This is a genomic window from Paraburkholderia nodosa DSM 21604 (genome assembly GCF_000519185.1).
Lineage (GTDB): Bacteria > Pseudomonadota > Gammaproteobacteria > Burkholderiales > Burkholderiaceae > Paraburkholderia > Paraburkholderia nodosa.
Map to the genome: position 1 here is coordinate 107656 of NZ_JAFA01000001.1, position 16073 is coordinate 123728.

Sequence of the window (16073 nt, forward strand, 5' to 3'; positions counted from 1 at the left end):
AGGGCATCCCGTCTTGCAACTGGCGCAATCGTCCCCAGATAAACGACCGGTTTCCCTACAATCAAAGCATTTCGTCTGCGAGTCACCCCTTATGGTCCCGCATCTGGTTACGGCGTTGAACGGCCCGCTCCTCGAACTGGAGCAGCGCATTCTCGACGCGACGCCGGCCATCGAGCGCTGGTTCCGCCTCGAATGGCAGGAGCACACGCCGCCGTTCTACGCTTCGGTCGACCTGCGCAACGCCGGCTTCAAGCTCGCGCCGGTCGACACCAACCTGTTTCCCGGCGCCTTCCACTGCTTGCCGCAGGAAGTGCTGCCGCTCGCCGTGCAGGCGGCCATGGCCGCCATCGAAAAGATCTGCCCGGACGCCAAGAACCTGCTGGTGATTCCGGAGATGCACACGCGCAACGCGTTCTATCTGGAGAACGTCGCGCGACTCGCCACGATCATGCGCCAGGCGGGCCTGAACGTGCGCTTCGGCACGCTCGACGAAACGATCGCCGGGCCGGTCACGATCTCGCTCGCGGACGGCCAGAAGATCGTGCTCGAACCGCTCGAGCGGTCGCAGCGGCGCCTGGGCCTGAAGAACTTCGACCCCTGCTCGATTCTGCTGAACAACGATCTGTCGGGCGGCATTCCGCCCGTGCTCGAAAACCTGCACGAGCAGTACGTGCTGCCGCCGCTGCATGCGGGCTGGGCGGTGCGCCGCAAGTCCACGCACTTCTCCTGCTACGACGACGTGGCGAAGAAGTTCGCGAAGATGGTGGGCGTGGACCCGTGGATGATCAATCCGTACTTCGCGCACGTGGAAGGTGTCGATTTCGAGGCGCGCACGGGCGAGGAGCAAGTCGCGACCGCCATCGACGCCGTGCTCAAGAAGATCGCGAAGAAGTACCGCGAGTACGGCATCACCGAAAAGCCCTATGTCGTCATCAAGTCCGATGCCGGCACGGACGGCCGCGGCGTGATGACGGTGCACGACGCCTCGGAGGTCGCCGCACTCACGAAGCGCGAACGTGCGAAGATGTCGGCCACGAAGGACGGGCTCGAAGTGCACGACGTGATCGTGCAGGAAGGCGTCTACACGTTCGAGCACATTGGCGACGAAGTGGCCGAGCCGGTCGTGTACATGATCGACCGCTATGTGGTGGGCGGCTTCTACCGCGCGCACGGCAGCCGCGAGCGCGACCAGAACCTGAACGCGCCGGGCATGCACTTCGTGCCGCTCGGCTTCGAGCACACGGCGCTGCCCGACACGCGCGCGAAAGCGGGTGCGGCGCCGCCGAACCGCTTTTACATGTACGGCGTGGTGGCGCGGCTCGGCTTGCTGGCGGCCTCGGTCGAGCTGGAGAAGACCGACCCCGAAGCGATCCAGGTCTGAGCCAGCCGTCATCATTCACACAATTGAACGCAGCGCCCGCCACCGTGCGGGCGTTGCCGTCATGAAAGCAGGCACCACACCAGGCGCCATGCCAGACGTCAAGCAGCGACAGGACAGGGACAAGGCAGAGACGATATGGACATTCTCTTCATCGCCGATCCGCTCGAGCGGTTCAAGATCTACAAGGACTCGACCTACGCGATGATGGCCGAGGCCGCGAAGCGCGGCCACCGGCTCTTCGCGTGCGAGCCTCAGCATCTCGCTTGGGTGAACGGCCAGGTGGAAGCCGACGTGCGGCGCTTCACGATCATCGGCGATACGGCGGACCTGCATCGCGAAACGTGGTTCGAAGCCACGGCCGATGCGCGCGCGCTCACCGGCTTCGACGCCGTCGTCATGCGCAAGGACCCGCCGTTCGACATGGAGTACGTCACGTCGACGTGGCTGCTGGAGATCGCCGAGCGCGCGGGCGCGAAGATCTTCAACAAGCCGCAGTCGATTCGCGATCACTCGGAAAAGCTCGCCATCGGCGAATTTCCGCAGTTCGTCGCGCCGACGCTCGTCACGCGCAGCGCGGCGCGCCTGCGCAAGTTCCATGAGGAGCACCAGGACGTGATCCTCAAGCCGCTCGACGGCATGGGCGGCATGGGCGTGTTCCGCGTGAAGGCGGACGGCATGAACCTCGGCTCGATCATCGAGATGCTGAGTCACGACGGGGCGCGCAGCGTGATGGCGCAGAAGTTCATCCCCGAAATCAAGGCCGGCGACAAGCGCATTCTGCTGATCGGCGGCGAGCCGGTGCCGTTTTCGCTCGCGCGCATTCCTCAGGGCAATGAGGTGCGTGGCAACCTGGCGGCGGGCGGACTCGGCGTCGCGCAGCCGCTCACGGAGCGCGACATGGAGATCGCCAAGGCCCTCGGCCCGACGCTCGCGGCACGCGGCCTGCTGCTCGTAGGGCTCGACGCCATCGGCGACTGGCTCACGGAGGTCAATGTCACGAGTCCGACGTGTTTCCGCGAAATCATGGAGCAGACGGGCTTTGACGTGGCCGCCATGTTCATCGACGCGCTGGAGCGCGCGGCGGCCTGAGTCTGGCCTGAGTCCGGCTTCGAAGCGGGGACCGGGCGCATTTGAAGCCCGCACCTGGAGCGCGGACTTGAAAGCCGCGTGTATGGCTGCATTTGCCGGATGTGGGCGCCTCGCAGGGTGGGCGCTCCATCGAGACCTTGACTGGCGGGCAGTTTCGGACCACGAAAGGTCGAGCGCGTGTGCGGAGCCTGTGAATCGCGCGCGACATCTGTCGCCGCTGTGAGCAGAACCGCCTCGCGTGCGCGAAAATGACCCTGCTACAATGCCGCGAGCCCGCGTTCCGGGCTGGCAAGCCGGCGTCGACAAGACGTTCTGGCTGCCGCGCGGCGCGTGTTCCGACCCTGCGAGCTCACGGCTGGCTGCGGGGTTGGCGCTGCAGGACGCGATCTACGGATCGTCCGAGCATCAACCGGAGCCGTTTTTTGCAGTCAAGCTGACATGGCAGGGATTCTGATCATTGCGCACGCACCGCTCGCTACCGCGCTACGCGAGTGCATCGCGCATATCTATGGCGGTTGTCCGGCGCGCATCGGCGCGCTCGACGTGCTCCCCGACAGCGACCCGGCTGAAGTGGTCGCCAAGGCGAATTCGGAGATCGAGCGCTTGCGCGAGGACAACGGCGCGCTCGTGTTGACCGACATGTTCGGCGCCACGCCTTCGAACATCGCGGCGCGCCTCGCCACGGTGCCCGAAGTGCGCGTGCTGGCCGGCGTGAATCTGCCGATGCTGGTGCGTGCCGTGTGCTACCGCGCAACGCCGCTCGACACGCTCGTCGAAAAGGCGCTGGCCGGCGCGAGCAAGGGCGTCCAGACCATCGGTCCGACCATGCCGCCCGTTGCGAGCGCGAGCGAATGCGGCTGCCCGCCCACGCCCTGCACCGAGGCCGCGGCCGACGCGACAAAGCAGGCCGCGAATCCGGTAGCCGGCCAGAGCGCAAGCCAGCCTGCCGCCGCGACGCGGGGCACTGCTTGCACCGGCGGCGTTGCGGCCGGCGTTTTCAGGCCGGCAGGCAGCACCTGAAGCGGCGGCGCGCCACCGAAAGCCAACAACAAGGCACACCGAAACAACCCAGTCACACTTCCACACACCGCGTCCGGATCGACCTATGCTGCAACAAGAAACGACCATCGTGAACAAACTCGGCCTGCACGCGCGGGCGTCGGCGAAGCTGACGCAGCTCGCAGGCAACTATCAGGCGGAAATCTGGATGAGCCGCAACGGCCGCCGCATCAACGCCAAGAGCATCATGGGGGTCATGATGCTGGCGGCAGGCATCGGCAGCACGGTGATGATCGAGACCGAAGGCCCGGACGAGGCCGACGCCATGAGCGCGCTGCTCAAGCTGATCGCCGATAAGTTCGGCGAAGGCCAGTAAGACGCGCGCAGTCGACGCGCCTTGCCCGGAACGCCGCGGTTTGCCGCGGCGTTTTTGTTTGTGCGCGGGGAGTGCTGCACAAGGCCGCAGCCGCGCGCGAACACGCGCGCATGGCCACATTCGGCCGCGCTGGAATTTATAATCATCGCCGGGGTCTGAGAGAGCGCATTGCAGCGGTTTGCCGCAGCATCAAATAACCAGAGGAGGTGCGCGTGCCGTTCACGCTGCATGGAATTCCCGTATCACGCGGTATAGCCATCGGGCGAGCGTATCTGATCGCCCCGGCTGCACTCGACGTCGACCATTACCTCATCGAGCACGCGCAGATCGAAGACGAAATCGAGCGCTTTCGCGCGGCGCTCCAGGCGGTCGAGCGGGAGCTCGACGCGCTGCGCGCCGACCTTGCCGCCGACGCCCCTTCCGAAATGGGGGCATTTATCGGCGTTCACCTGATGATCCTGAACGACGTGATGCTCGTGCAGGAGACCATCGATCTCATCCGCACGCGCCGCTTCAATGTGGAGTGGGCGCTTACCGAACAGCTCGAACGCCTCTCGCGTCACTTCGACGACGTAGAGGACGAGTACCTGCGCGAGCGCAAGGCCGATATCGAGCAGGTCGTGGAGCGCGTGCTGAAGTCGCTCGCGGGCGCCATGCCCCATTCGCTGCACGGCGGCTGCGACGAGATGATCGTCGTCGCGCACGACATCGCGCCGGCCGACATGCTGCAGTTCAAGGGGCAATCTTTCCAGGGTTTCGTCACCGATCTGGGCGGGCGCACCTCGCACACGGCGATCGTCGCGCGCAGCCTCGGCATTCCGGCGGCGGTGGGCGTGCAGCAGGCGAGCGCGCTGATCCGCCAGGACGATCTCATCATCGTCGACGGCGACCATGGCGTCGTGATCGTCGATCCCGCGCCCATCGTGCTCGAGGAGTACACCTACCGGCAAAGCGAGATGGCGCTTGAGCGGCGCAAGCTACAGCGCCTGAAGTTCTCGCCCACGCAAACGCTGTGCGGCGCGAAGATCCAGCTCTACGCGAACATCGAGCTGCCCGACGACGCGCAGGCCGCGCTCGACTCGGGCGCGACGGGCGTGGGCCTCTTTCGCACCGAGTTCCTGTTCATGAACCACAAGAACCACTTGCCGGAAGAGGAGGAGCAGTACGCCGCCTACCGCCGCGCGGTGGAGCTCATGAACGGGCTGCCCGTGACGATCCGCACGATCGACGTGGGCGCGGACAAGCCGCTCGACGCCATGAGTGCGAGCGACGGCTACGAGACGGCCGCGAACCCGGCGCTCGGCCTGCGCGCGATCCGCTGGAGCCTGTCCGAGCCGCAGATGTTCCTCACGCAGCTACGGGCGATCCTGCGCGCCTCGGCGTTCGGTTCGGTCAAGATCCTGATTCCGATGCTCGCGCACGCCCAGCAGATCGACCAGACGCTCGACCTGATCCGCGAGGCGAAGCGTCAGCTCGACGACGCCGGGCTCGCCTACGATCCCAACATCCAGGTCGGGGCGATGATCGAGATTCCGGCGGCGGCGCTCGCGCTGCCGATGTTCCTGCGCCGGCTCGATTTCCTCTCGATCGGCACCAACGACCTGATTCAGTACGCGCTCGCTATCGACCGGGCCGACAATGCGGTGGCCGACCTGTACGATCCGCTGCATCCGGCCGTGCTGCAGCTGATCGCGCATACGCTGCGCGAGGCGAAGCGCGCGGGCGTGCCGGTTTCGGTGTGCGGGGAGATGGCGGGCGACCCGTCATTTACGCGTTTGCTGCTCGGCATGGGTCTCACCGAGTTTTCGATGCACCCGAGCCAGTTGCTCGTGGTGAAGCAGGAGATCCTGCGCTCGCAGCTCAAGACGCTGGAAAAGCCGGTGGCGGAGGTGCTGGCCGCATACGAGCCCGAGGAACTGCAGGTGGCGCTGCAGCGTGTTGCGCAGGCCTGAGCGGTCGCCCACACTGACGCGAAAATGCAAAAAGCCCCGGCATGTCCGGGGCTTTTTGTTTGCCTTGGCTCGCGCGGGCTTCAGGCGTGCCGGTGACGCTCGCCGCACACCGGGCAATCCGGCTGGCGCGCCACGCGCATCGTGTTCCACTCCATGCGCAGCGAGTCGAGCATCATGAGCCGCCCGACGAGTGTCGTACCGATACCGCCGATCACGCGCAGCGCCTCGGCAGCCTGCATCGCGCCGATGATGCCCACCGTCGGCGCGAACACGCCCATCGTCGAGCACGCCACTTCCTCGAATGGCTGATCTTCGGGAAACACGCAGGCGTAGCAGGGCGAGGCGTCGTCGCGGAAGTCGAAGGTGCTGATCTGGCCGTCGAAGCGCAACGCCGCGCCCGAAACGAGCGGCACGCCGTGCTTCACGCACGCGCGGTTGATGGCGTGGCGCGTGGCGAAATTGTCGGTGCAGTCGAGCACGACCGTCGCGCCCGGCACCTGGGCGTCGAGCCACACATCGTCGATGCGCGTTTGCAGCGCGTTCACCTTCACCTCGGGATTCAGGCGCGCGATGGCGTCGCGGCCCGACTCGACCTTCGCGCGGCCGACCGACGCCGTCTCGTGCATGATCTGCCGCTGCAGGTTGGTGAGGTCGACGGTGTCGTTGTCGACGAGCGTGAGGGTGCCCACGCCCGAGGCCGCGAGGTACATCGCCGCCGGCGATCCCAGGCCGCCCGCGCCCACGACGATCGCATGCGCGTCGAGAAAGCGCTGCTGCGCCTCGATGCCGATCTCGTCGACGAGGATATGGCGGGAATAGCGAAGGAGTTGGTCGTCGTTCATCGCGATGCGCTGGTTCGATGGCGCTGCGATGGACCTCGAGAGCCTGGATGGCCCTGAATGGGGAAGCGCGCGCCGGGGAAATACCGTGCCGTTATTGTAACGACGCCAGCGGCTGGAGGAGGGGCGGCCTCGCGACCGGCGCACAAGGCGCGAGGGTCGCGAGGCGGTACGGCATGTTACTTCGCCGGAGCCGGAGCGGAGGCCGGCGCGGCAGCGGAGCCCGGAGCCGGCGCCATGATGAGGGCGCCCGGCTTCACGGCGATCGGCGCGGAAGCCGAGGTAGGCGGCTTCTGCTGCGCGAGGCGGCGCTCCATCGGCGACTTCGATTCGGCCACCGGCTTGCCCTGGAGCTTGTTCAGCGCCTGCTGGAGCATGTAGTCGTCGGTGGAACCGAACTCGACCGGCTTGCGCTCGCGATCCTTCTGGCGCTGCTCCGGCGTCTTCTTGTCGTTCTGCTCTTCGAGCTGACGCAGCATGTCCATGCGCTCCTGCTCGCGCACTTCCTGCTCCTTCTTCTCGTCCGGATCCTGCGTGTTGGCGAGGTGGTTCTGGTAGTCCACTTCGCGCGTGACGAGTGCGTCGTCCGGATCGCCGTCGGCGTACTGGTCGACCGCGATATCAGGACGGATGCCCTTGTTCTGGATCGAGCGGCCGCTCGGCGTGTAGTAGTACGCCGTGGTCAGGCGCAGCGCCGTGTCGGCCGTCATCGGGCGCACGGTCTGCACCGAGCCCTTGCCGAACGTCGTCTTGCCGACGATGAGCGCACGCTTCGAGTCCTGCAGCGCGCCCGCCACGATTTCCGAGGCCGACGCCGAATAGGCGTTGGTCAGCACGACCATCGGCACGGTCTTGAACTCGGCCGCCTCGCCCTTGAGCGGGTCGCCATCGAACGACGGCAGGCGGTAGTTCTCGTAGGTGTCGCGGTAGACCTGCTTCGAGTCCGGGATCTGGCCGTTCGTCGAGACGACGACCGAATCCGGCGGCAGGAACGCGCCCGCCACGCCCACGGCGCTTTGCAGCAGGCCGCCGCCGTTGTTGCGCAGGTCGAGGATGATGCCCTTGAGGTTCGGCTCCTGGCGCGCGATGTCTTGCAGCTTCTGGGCGAGGTCGGGGACCGTGCGCTCCTGGAAGCTCGTGACGCGGATATACGCGTAACCCGGCTGCAGGATCTTCGACTTCACGCTCTGCACCTTGATGATGGCGCGCGTGATGGTGAGCGGGAAGGTGCGGTCGTCGGTCTTGCGGAAGATCGTGAGCGTGACCTTGGTGCCCGGGTCGCCGCGCATCTGCTTGACCGCCTGGTCGAGCGTCATGCCGCGCACCGGCTTGTCGTTGATACGCGTGATGAGGTCGCCCGGACGGATGCCGGCGCGGTACGCGGGCGTGTCTTCGATCGGCGAGATGACCTTGATCAGGCCGTCTTCCGACGAGATTTCGATGCCGAGGCCCGCGAAGCGACCCTTGGTCTGCTCCTGGAGCTCCTGGTAATCGGTCTTGTCGAGATACGACGAGTGCGGGTCGAGGCTCGACACCATGCCCTTGATGGCGGCGGTGAGGAGCTTCTTGTCGTCCACCGGCACGACATACTCATGCTTGATTTGACCGAACACTTCGGCGAAGAGCCTCAGTTGGTCGAGCGGCAGCGGTTCTACGACCGTCTGCTGGGTTTGCTGCGCCTCGGCGGAAATCTGCAGGGTGGCAAATACGCCGGTCGCGAGGCCAGCGGCGATCAGGCCGATGTTTTTCAGGTTCTTTCGCATAGAGTATGTTGCGTGCGGTCGGAAAGGCGCGTGGCAGCGTCTATTGGAAAAGCGACGGACAAGTATAACTGCACACCCGCCGTGGCTGTGTATATGGCGCGTACGATGGGACTAAGACAGTGCTGCAGCCGCCAGGTTCGCAAACCGTGTGCCGTAATTTCGGTTCTGGCGCGGTGCTGTCAGGGCGCTGGCAATCTTGCCAGCCGGGCCCAAAAAAGGCAGAAAAGGGGAATGTGCAACGAATTTCCGGGGCGAAGCCGCAGCGCACCCGCGTGGCGGGAGGGCATGGCCCGAAGCACAGCCGCCGGCCCGACGGACCGGCGGCTGCCTGAATCGACAAGGCACCGCCAGGGGCGGCCGATGCCGGGCGGCGCTAAGCGTCAGCCCGCCTTCTTGCCCTGGTTCGCCACGGCGGCCTGCGCCTTCGCGATGGCTTCTGCGTCGCCCAGATAGTAGTGCTTGATGGGCTTGAGGTTCTCGTCCAGCTCATAGACGAGCGGCACGCCGTTCGGGATGTTCAGGCCGACGATGTCGTCATCCGAAATGTTGTCGAGGTACTTCACGAGCGCGCGGATCGAATTGCCGTGCGCGGCGATCACCACTTTCTTGCCCGCCTTGATGGCCGGTGCGATCGACTCGTTCCAGATCGGCATCACGCGCGCGACCGTGTCCTTCAGGCACTCGGTGAGCGGCAGTTCCTCGCGCGGCACCCTGGCGTAGCGCGGGTCGTCGTACGCCGTGCGCGAGTCGGTCGGCTCGAGCGCCGGGGGCGGCGTGTCGTAACTGCGGCGCCAGACCAGCACTTGCTCGTCGCCGAATTTGGCCGCCGTTTCGGCCTTGTTCAGGCCCGAAAGCGCACCGTAGTGACGCTCGTTCAGGCGCCACGAGTGGACCACGGGCAGGTACATCTGGTCCATCTGGTCCTGCACGTGCCAGAGTGTGCGGATCGCGCGCTTGAGCACCGAGGTGTAGGCGATGTCGAACGTGTAGCCGGACTCCTTGAGCAGCTGGCCAGCCTGCTGCGCTTCGCGGTTGCCCTGCTCGGTGAGGTCGACGTCCACCCAGCCGGTGAAGCGGTTTTCCTTGTTCCACGTCGATTCGCCGTGACGGATGAGTACGAGTTTGTACATGAGGATGCCGGTCGGTAGTGAAGGAAGCGGTAATCGGGGACGGAGGACGCAACGCGGCAGCAGCGCCATGGCGGCGGTCCAGTCCGACGGGATGCACGCCCGGGCTGGGGGGCGGTAACCCTGCGACAAACGGTTATTTTATAATGAGCGGATTGTCCGAATCCGATTTCGCACGATTTCTCCGACTTTCCCTTTTTCCGGCGGACCCTCCGTGACGTTCTTCACCAATTACATCAACCTTGTACTCATCGCGATCGTCCTCATCTCAGGAGGGTTGCTCCTGTGGCCGACGCTCAAGCGCGGCGGCCGCGGCGGCGTTTCCACCGCCGAGGCGACGCAGCTCATCAACCGCCGCAACGCGGTGGTGGTCGACCTGCGTCCCGCGGGTGAATTCGCGAAGGGTCATCTGCCCTCGGCGCGCCAGGTCGAATTTGGCGAACTCGAGGCGAAGATCGGCCAGCTCGTGAAGAACAAGAGCAACCCGGTGTTGCTGGTCTGCCAGACGGGCCAGCAGTCGCACAAGGCGCTGCGCCTCGTGAAGGACGCCGGTTTTGCCGAAGTCCACGTGCTGGACGGCGGCGTGAACGCCTGGCAGCAGGCCGGAATGCCGGTCGTGAAACAAGGAGGTTCGAAGTGAGCAAAGTGGTCATGTACAGCACCCAGGTGTGCCCGTATTGCCAGATGGCCGAGCGTCTTTTAAAGTCGCGCGGCGTCGAGCAAATCGAGAAAGTGCTGATCGACCGGGACCCGGCGCGGCGCGAAGAGATGATGACGCGCACCGGCCGGCGTACCGTGCCGCAGGTTTTCATCGGCGAGACGCACGTGGGCGGTTACGATGACCTCTCCGCGCTCGACCGTGCGGGCGGCTTGATGCCGCTGCTCGAAGCCGCCTGAGGTTACAGGCGGATTGAAGGCCTGATTCGCAGCCCGATAGCCGTGCGGCCTCGGTCCGCAGGCGGGCTGCGCAGCGTGACGTAGCGACGCAGGGTTTCGGCCCGCGCGAGCCAGTGAGGCTCGCGCGGGCCTGTTGCCGTCCATTGCCGTAGCGCGGCGCATTTTCGCGACTTCGAGATGTCACGAAGATGCCGCCGCGATCCATTCAATCAGGGAAGCCATACACCATGTCTGACGAGAACAACCAGCCGTTCTTCAATATCCAGCGCATTTACCTCAAGGACATGTCGCTCGAGCAGCCGAATTCGCCGTCCATCTTCCTTGAGCAGGACATGCCTTCGGTCGAAGTGGAAGTCGACGTCAAGGCCGAGCGCCTCGCCGAATCGGTGTTCGAAATCATCGTCACCGGCACCGTCACGGCCAAGGTCAAGGACAAGGTTGCGTTCCTGATCGAAGCCAAGCAAGCCGGCATTTTCGACATCCGCAACATCCCGGCCGAACAGGTCGATCCGCTCGTCGGCATCGCATGCCCGACCATCCTGTTCCCGTACCTGCGCTCGAACATCGCCGACGCGATCACGCGCGCAGGCTTCCCGCCGATCCACCTGGCCGAGATCAACTTCCAGGCGCTCTACGAGCAACGCCTGCAGCAACTCGCCCAGCCTGACGGCGCAAGCAACGCAACGCACTAAAAAAGCGTACGTTGATCGTTTCCACGAACTACCGGTGCGGAGTATCGGAATGAACATCGCCGTTCTCGGCGCCGGAGCGTGGGGCACCGCGCTGGCAGGGCATCTCGCCCAGGCGCATCACACGCTGTTGTGGGCGCGCGATGGCGCGCTCGTCGACACCTTGCGCAAGACGCACGAAAACGCCCGCTACCTCGCGGGCGTCGCGCTGCCCAGGAATCTCAAATACGAAACGGATCTCGCCGCCGCGCTCGACCATGCTTCGGGCGAGGCGGATCTCGTCGTGCTCGCCACGCCCGTGGCAGGCCTGCGCGGCATGCTCTGCACGCTGCGCGACATGGGCCGCGTGCCCGCGCACTTCGTCTGGCTCTGCAAGGGCTTTGAAGCGCAAACGCAGTTGATGCCGCATCAGGTCGTGGCAGCCGAGCTGCCGGGCCACGCGAGCAACGGCGTGCTTTCGGGGCCGAGCTTCGCGCGCGAAGTGGGCCAGGGCCTGCCCGTCGCGTTGACGGTGGCGAGCGCCTCCGCCGATTGCCGCGAGCGCACGCTCGCAGCGTTCCATCACCGCGCGATGCGCATCTATACCGGCGACGACGTGGTCGGCGTGGAGGTGGGCGGCGCGGTCAAGAACGTGCTCGCGATCGCGACCGGCATTGCCGATGGCCTGGGCCTCGGCCTGAACGCACGCGCGGCGCTCATCACGCGCGGCCTCGCCGAAATGACGCGCCTTGGCGTCACGCTCGGCGGGCGCGCCGAGACCTTCACGGGACTGACCGGCCTCGGCGACCTCATCCTCACCGCCACGGGCGACCTCTCGCGCAACCGCACCGTAGGCAAGCAGCTCGCGAGCGGCCGCACGCTCGACGACATCCTCGGCGCGCTCGGCCACGTGGCCGAAGGCGTGCGCTGCGCGCAGGCGGTGCTGGCGCTCGCGCGCGCACATGGCATCGACATGCCGATCACCCAGGCGGTATGCGCCGTGCTGTTCGACGGTGTCACGCCGCGCGACGCCGTGAGCGCGCTGCTCCGACGCGACGCGAAGGCGGAGTAGGACGCTGCGGTCCTGCTGCGCCTGGCTTTAAGCACGCTCTGCGTGGGACCGGAGCGCAAAGCGCTAAAGCGCCAACTCCGGATCGCAAAGGAGGACCGTATGCTGACCATCGGAAACTGCCGCATCGAAGCGCAGGCCGTCGACATCACCACGTTGAAGGTCGATGCAATCGTCAACGCCGCGAACGAATCGTTGCTCGGCGGCGGCGGCGTGGACGGCGCGATTCATCGCGCCGCCGGGCCGGACCTGCTGCGCGAATGCGAGACGCTGAACGGCTGTCCGACCGGCGACGCCAAAATCACCGGCGGCTATCACCTTCCCGCAAAACACGTCATCCACACCGTGGGCCCCGTCTGGTACGGCGGCGGCCGTGACGAAGCGCATCTGCTCGCTTCCTGCTACCGGCGCTCACTCGAGTGCGCGCGCGCGGCGGGCGTGACGAGCATCGCGTTTCCGGCAATCAGTTGCGGCGTCTACCGTTTTCCTGCCGACGAGGCGGTGGCGATTGCGGTATCGACCGTGATCGACGAGCTAGCGAAATACCCGACGCTCGAGCACGTGATCTTCGCGTGCTTCGACAATGCGATGCTCACGCGCTATGAGCGTGAGCTTGCGGCGCGCGGCAAGGCGTAGGGCGACGCGTCACAACGCGCTCGCCTCATTCGCCGCCTTCGAACCCCGCCTGACGCCACGCTTCGAACACCACGATCGCGACCGTGTTCGAGAGATTCAGGCTGCGATTGCCGGGCCGCATCGGCAGGCGCACGCGCTGTGGCGTCTCGAAGCGCTCGAGCACCGCATCGGGCAGGCCGCGCGTTTCCGCACCGAACACGAACCAGTCGCCGGGCTGGAACGCATGCGCATGAAAGCGGCCCGATCCGCGCGTCGTGAACGCGAACATCCGCGACGGGTCTGGTGCTTCTTTGGCGATGAAGGCATCCCAGTCGGCGTGCACGTGCATCTGCGCGTACTCGTGGTAATCGAGGCCCGCGCGGCGCATTTTCGCGTCATCGAGGGGAAAGCCGAGCGGTTCGATCAGATGAAGCCGCGCACCGGTGTTCGCGCACAGGCGGATCACGTTGCCGGTGTTCGGCGGGATTTCGGGTTCGACGAGAACGACGTTGAACATGACGATGAAACTCTCTCGATGTCTTGAATAGTGTGAGGCCGATCAGTCCTTCGGCGTGCGCAGCGCCACGAAATTCGTCACGCGCCGTGCGCCTGCGGCCTTCAGCGTATGCGCGAGCGCGTCGAGCGTGGCGCCCGAGGTCATCACGTCGTCGACCACGCCCACGTGCTGGCCGCTGAGCGGCCGCGTGAGCGCGAACGCCCGGCCGACGTTGCGGCGGCGCGTCTCGCGATCGAGCTTCGATTGCGGCGCCGTATGCAGGATGCGTCGTACGAGCGTGGCGTCCGCGTGCGTGCCCAACCGGCGCGCGAGCGGCCGCGCGATCTGCCAGGCCTGGTTGTAGCCGCGCTCGATGAGGCGTTCGCGCGAGAGCGGCACCGGCACGACGATCTCCGGCATGCCGTGCTCATCGCACATAGCTTGTGCGGCCAGCGTGAGGCGTCGCGCAAATTCCTCGCCGAGCGCGAGACGCGCGCGAAACTTCAGGCCCCGCGCGAGCAGGTCGAGCGGCGCGCGATAGTCGGCGAGCGCAAGCGTGGCGTCGAATGCGGGCGGCGCGTCGGCGCAGGCCTCGCAGCGATAGCGCGCGCGTCCCGCCGTCCCGGGCCTGTGCGCGAGCGGCACAGCGCAGACCGTGCAGCGCACGCGGCTCATTCCAGTACGCGGCGTCGCAGCACACACAGAGCGTGGTTCGCGACAAATTGCCGCATAATGGGCACAGATTGGGCAGCACGAAGTGGGCAAGCTGTGACGGCAGCGCCCGCGCTTTTCGACAGACGCGCGCCACGCCCGCAAGACGAGTGCGGTGTGAAGCGGGCAGTGTGATACGCGCTGCATTGCGTGTCTCACCTGAAGAAGGGCGCGGTGGCATCGAAGGACGGCCCGGGCAGCGGGCTCGCGTGACTGAAAGGAAAGGAGTGAGCGAGTATACTTCGCAGACTTCGCCAATACGACCGACATGTCCCCGTCTCCCGCAAGAACTGGCCGTCCGGACTATGACACCCGGCACCTTCGGCGCATCTTCGATCGCCGTGCGGCGACTTTCGACGACGTTGCCTTCCTGCCGCGTGAAATCGCGCAACGCATGCGCGAGCGCCTCGAATACATCAAGGTGAATCCCGCGGCCGTGCTCGACATCGCGTGCGGCCAGGGCGACGACCTGCCCAGCTTGCGCGAACGCTTTCCCGAAGCGCCCGTGTTCGGCACCGATCTCTCCCTCGCCATGCTGCGCCGCGCGCGCGAGCACGATGCCCCCGACACGAGCTGGCGGCGTTTTCTGCCGGCCTCGCTTGGCCGCGCGCTCGGTTCGCGCGGTCCGCGGGTTGCGCAGGCCGACTTTGCCGAACTGCCGTTCGCGCATGCCGCGTTCGAACTGCTGTGGTCGAATCTCGCATTGCACTGGCATCCGCGCCCCGACCTCGTGTTCGGCGAGTGGCAGCGCGTGCTTAAAGTCAACGGCCTGCTCATGTTCAGCACGCTCGGTCCCGACACGCTCAAGGAGCTGCGCGGCGCGTTCGCCGAAGTCGAGGCCGCGCACGGCGTGCCGACGCGCGCGCACGTCATCGATTTCGTCGACATGCACGATCTGGGCGACATGCTCGTCGAGAACGGTTTCGAGATTCCGGTGATGGACCAGGAAACGCTCACCATCACCTACAAGACGCCGGAGAAACTGCTCGCCGACGTGCGCCGCTGGGGCGCGTATCCGTTCGAGCGCAACGGCGATGGCGAGGGTGAGAACGGCGGCACCGCGCGGCGCCTGCACCGTGCGCTCGTGGCCGCGCTCGAGGCGCGCCGCTGCACGGACGGACCGCACGCGGGCACGATCCCGCTGACCTTCGAGATCATCTACGGCCACGCGTGGAAGGCCGTGCCGCGCACGACCGCCGAAGGCCATGGCATCGTACGCCTCGAGGACATCGGCCGGGGTCCGGCAAGGAATCGGTAACGTGGTAAGGGGGCTTTCGTTATGCCTGAAATTAGCGCCTGAAAAGCCCCGGGAAAATGCCTGAAAAATCGCTGCAAGGCCCGTCTGATATGGGTTTGCGGGCGATTGGGTCTTGCTTGTGAGGGCTGGGGATCGCGCCTATAATGCGTCAGTTTGCTGCACGGAAGGGTCCCCAAAATCCATTGTGGCAAGTCCAGATCTCCCCGTAGTTGTGCGAGGCGCGACGCGGCGATAGTCTGGCGAGGTTGCAAGTGGGGGAAGCGAGCGATGCAGGCGTCTGATCTGCTGGCGAGTCCGGAACCGGTCCTGAAAGACTGGACCATGAAGCGCAACTGTTCGGTTTCGCCCAGGCAATTCGTGTTCTTCTATGTTTCGCTGGCGCTGGTTTCCATCGCGATCGCCGTTCTGTTGTTGATCCACGGCGCCTGGCTGGTTTTGCCGTTTACCGGTATCGATCTGTTGGTAGTAGGCGGCGCTTTTGTCATTTATGCGCGCCATGCTGTCGATTACGAACGTATCAGGCTTTATCCGAACCGGCTGGTGATCGAACAGATGAGCGCCGACGCGCTCACGCAGTTCGAATTCAATCCCCGCTGGGTCCGGGTCGAGCCGGGCGCGACCCCACGCGACCCGGTGCGTCTCGTGTCCCGCGGTCAGGCGGTCGCTGTCGGGTTGCATCTGCCGCAATATCGGCGTGCGCAGTTCGCGCGGGAACTGCGTGCCTGGCTTGCGCGCGCGGGTTGATGCGCGGCGCGTGAGTTTGCCGGTTGGCGGTATGAGCGTCCCAGGGGGCGCCCTGGTTGCAAAACCTTCCTGCGGGGTCGAGGGTTTGA

Annotated in this window: 16 protein-coding genes and 1 pseudogene; 12 read left to right on the forward strand and 5 right to left on the reverse strand. The window is 65.8% G+C overall.

Features of this window, described 5'->3' with window-relative positions:
* Positions 1 to 91: 91 nt before the first annotated feature.
* The 5 genes from gshA to ptsP all read left to right on the forward strand — a co-directional run bounded on the left by gshA (position 92) and on the right by ptsP (position 5797).
* Entirely contained in the window at positions 92 to 1381 is a 1290-nt protein-coding gene (gene gshA, locus A3CW_RS0100505) for a glutamate--cysteine ligase (RefSeq protein WP_028201806.1), read from the forward strand.
* 135 nt (positions 1382 to 1516) lie between these two features.
* Positions 1517 to 2470, forward strand: coding sequence for a glutathione synthase (gene gshB / locus A3CW_RS0100510; protein ID WP_028201807.1), 954 nt, complete (start codon positions 1517 to 1519; stop codon positions 2468 to 2470).
* Positions 2471 to 2908: 438 nt separating this feature from the next.
* The gene (locus A3CW_RS44750) at positions 2909 to 3490 is read left to right on the forward strand and encodes a PTS sugar transporter subunit IIA (protein WP_081771471.1); all 582 of its coding nucleotides are present in this window, start codon (positions 2909 to 2911) and stop codon (positions 3488 to 3490) included.
* An 85-nt stretch (positions 3491 to 3575) separates the two neighbouring features.
* Positions 3576 to 3845, forward strand: coding sequence for an HPr family phosphocarrier protein (locus A3CW_RS0100525; RefSeq protein ID WP_028201809.1), 270 nt, complete (start codon positions 3576 to 3578; stop codon positions 3843 to 3845).
* 212 nt (positions 3846 to 4057) lie between these two features.
* Entirely contained in the window at positions 4058 to 5797 is a 1740-nt protein-coding gene (gene ptsP / locus A3CW_RS0100530) for a phosphoenolpyruvate--protein phosphotransferase (RefSeq protein WP_028201810.1), read from the forward strand.
* Between the two features lie 80 nt (positions 5798 to 5877).
* Here the strand turns inward: ptsP and A3CW_RS0100535 are convergent, their stop codons facing one another.
* From A3CW_RS0100535 to gpmA, 3 genes are all read right to left on the reverse strand, one after another.
* Positions 5878 to 6639 carry a HesA/MoeB/ThiF family protein gene (locus A3CW_RS0100535; protein ID WP_028201811.1) on the reverse strand — a complete coding sequence of 254 codons (762 nt, stop codon included), beginning with the start codon at positions 6637 to 6639 and terminating at the stop codon, positions 5878 to 5880.
* A gap of 176 nt (positions 6640 to 6815) precedes the next feature.
* Complete coding sequence (locus A3CW_RS0100540) at positions 6816 to 8399, reverse strand: S41 family peptidase (RefSeq protein ID WP_028201812.1); 1584 nt, start codon at positions 8397 to 8399, stop codon at positions 6816 to 6818.
* 380 nt (positions 8400 to 8779) lie between these two features.
* Entirely contained in the window at positions 8780 to 9529 is a 750-nt protein-coding gene (gene gpmA, locus A3CW_RS0100545; protein WP_028201813.1) for a 2,3-diphosphoglycerate-dependent phosphoglycerate mutase, read from the reverse strand.
* Positions 9530 to 9740: 211 nt separating this feature from the next.
* On the opposite strand from gpmA, the gene A3CW_RS0100550 reads away from it, so the two are divergent.
* From A3CW_RS0100550 to A3CW_RS0100570, 5 genes are all read left to right on the forward strand, one after another.
* Positions 9741 to 10166, forward strand: a complete 426-nt coding sequence (locus A3CW_RS0100550; RefSeq protein ID WP_028201814.1) for a rhodanese-like domain-containing protein — start codon at positions 9741 to 9743, stop codon at positions 10164 to 10166.
* The gene (gene grxC, locus A3CW_RS0100555; RefSeq protein ID WP_028201815.1) at positions 10163 to 10423 is read left to right on the forward strand and encodes a glutaredoxin 3; all 261 of its coding nucleotides are present in this window, start codon (positions 10163 to 10165) and stop codon (positions 10421 to 10423) included. The genes A3CW_RS0100550 and grxC overlap by 4 nt, the downstream gene beginning before the upstream one ends.
* Positions 10424 to 10650: 227 nt before the next feature.
* A complete protein-coding gene (gene secB, locus A3CW_RS0100560; RefSeq protein ID WP_028201816.1) occupies positions 10651 to 11115 on the forward strand; it encodes a protein-export chaperone SecB in 465 nt (154 codons plus the stop codon).
* 49 nt (positions 11116 to 11164) lie between these two features.
* A complete protein-coding gene (locus A3CW_RS0100565; RefSeq protein WP_028201817.1) occupies positions 11165 to 12163 on the forward strand; it encodes an NAD(P)H-dependent glycerol-3-phosphate dehydrogenase in 999 nt (332 codons plus the stop codon).
* Between the two features lie 99 nt (positions 12164 to 12262).
* Complete coding sequence (locus A3CW_RS0100570; RefSeq protein WP_028201818.1) at positions 12263 to 12796, forward strand: O-acetyl-ADP-ribose deacetylase; 534 nt, start codon at positions 12263 to 12265, stop codon at positions 12794 to 12796.
* A gap of 25 nt (positions 12797 to 12821) precedes the next feature.
* On the opposite strand, the gene trmL is transcribed toward A3CW_RS0100570, so the two are convergent.
* A complete protein-coding gene (gene trmL / locus A3CW_RS0100575) occupies positions 12822 to 13292 on the reverse strand; it encodes a tRNA (uridine(34)/cytosine(34)/5-carboxymethylaminomethyluridine(34)-2'-O)-methyltransferase TrmL (RefSeq protein WP_028201819.1) in 471 nt (156 codons plus the stop codon).
* Between the two features lie 42 nt (positions 13293 to 13334).
* Positions 13335 to 14163 (reverse strand): annotated as a pseudogene (locus tag A3CW_RS44755) (ComF family protein).
* Positions 14164 to 14250: 87 nt separating this feature from the next.
* On the opposite strand from A3CW_RS44755, the gene A3CW_RS0100585 reads away from it, so the two are divergent.
* Both A3CW_RS0100585 and A3CW_RS0100590 read left to right on the forward strand, forming a co-directional pair.
* Positions 14251 to 15240 (forward strand): methyltransferase domain-containing protein, encoded by a 990-nt coding sequence (locus A3CW_RS0100585; RefSeq protein ID WP_028201820.1) that lies wholly within the window; start codon positions 14251 to 14253, stop codon positions 15238 to 15240.
* Positions 15241 to 15507: 267 nt separating this feature from the next.
* Positions 15508 to 15984, forward strand: coding sequence for a DUF2244 domain-containing protein (locus A3CW_RS0100590; protein ID WP_028201821.1), 477 nt, complete (start codon positions 15508 to 15510; stop codon positions 15982 to 15984).
* Positions 15985 to 16073 lie beyond the last annotated feature (89 nt).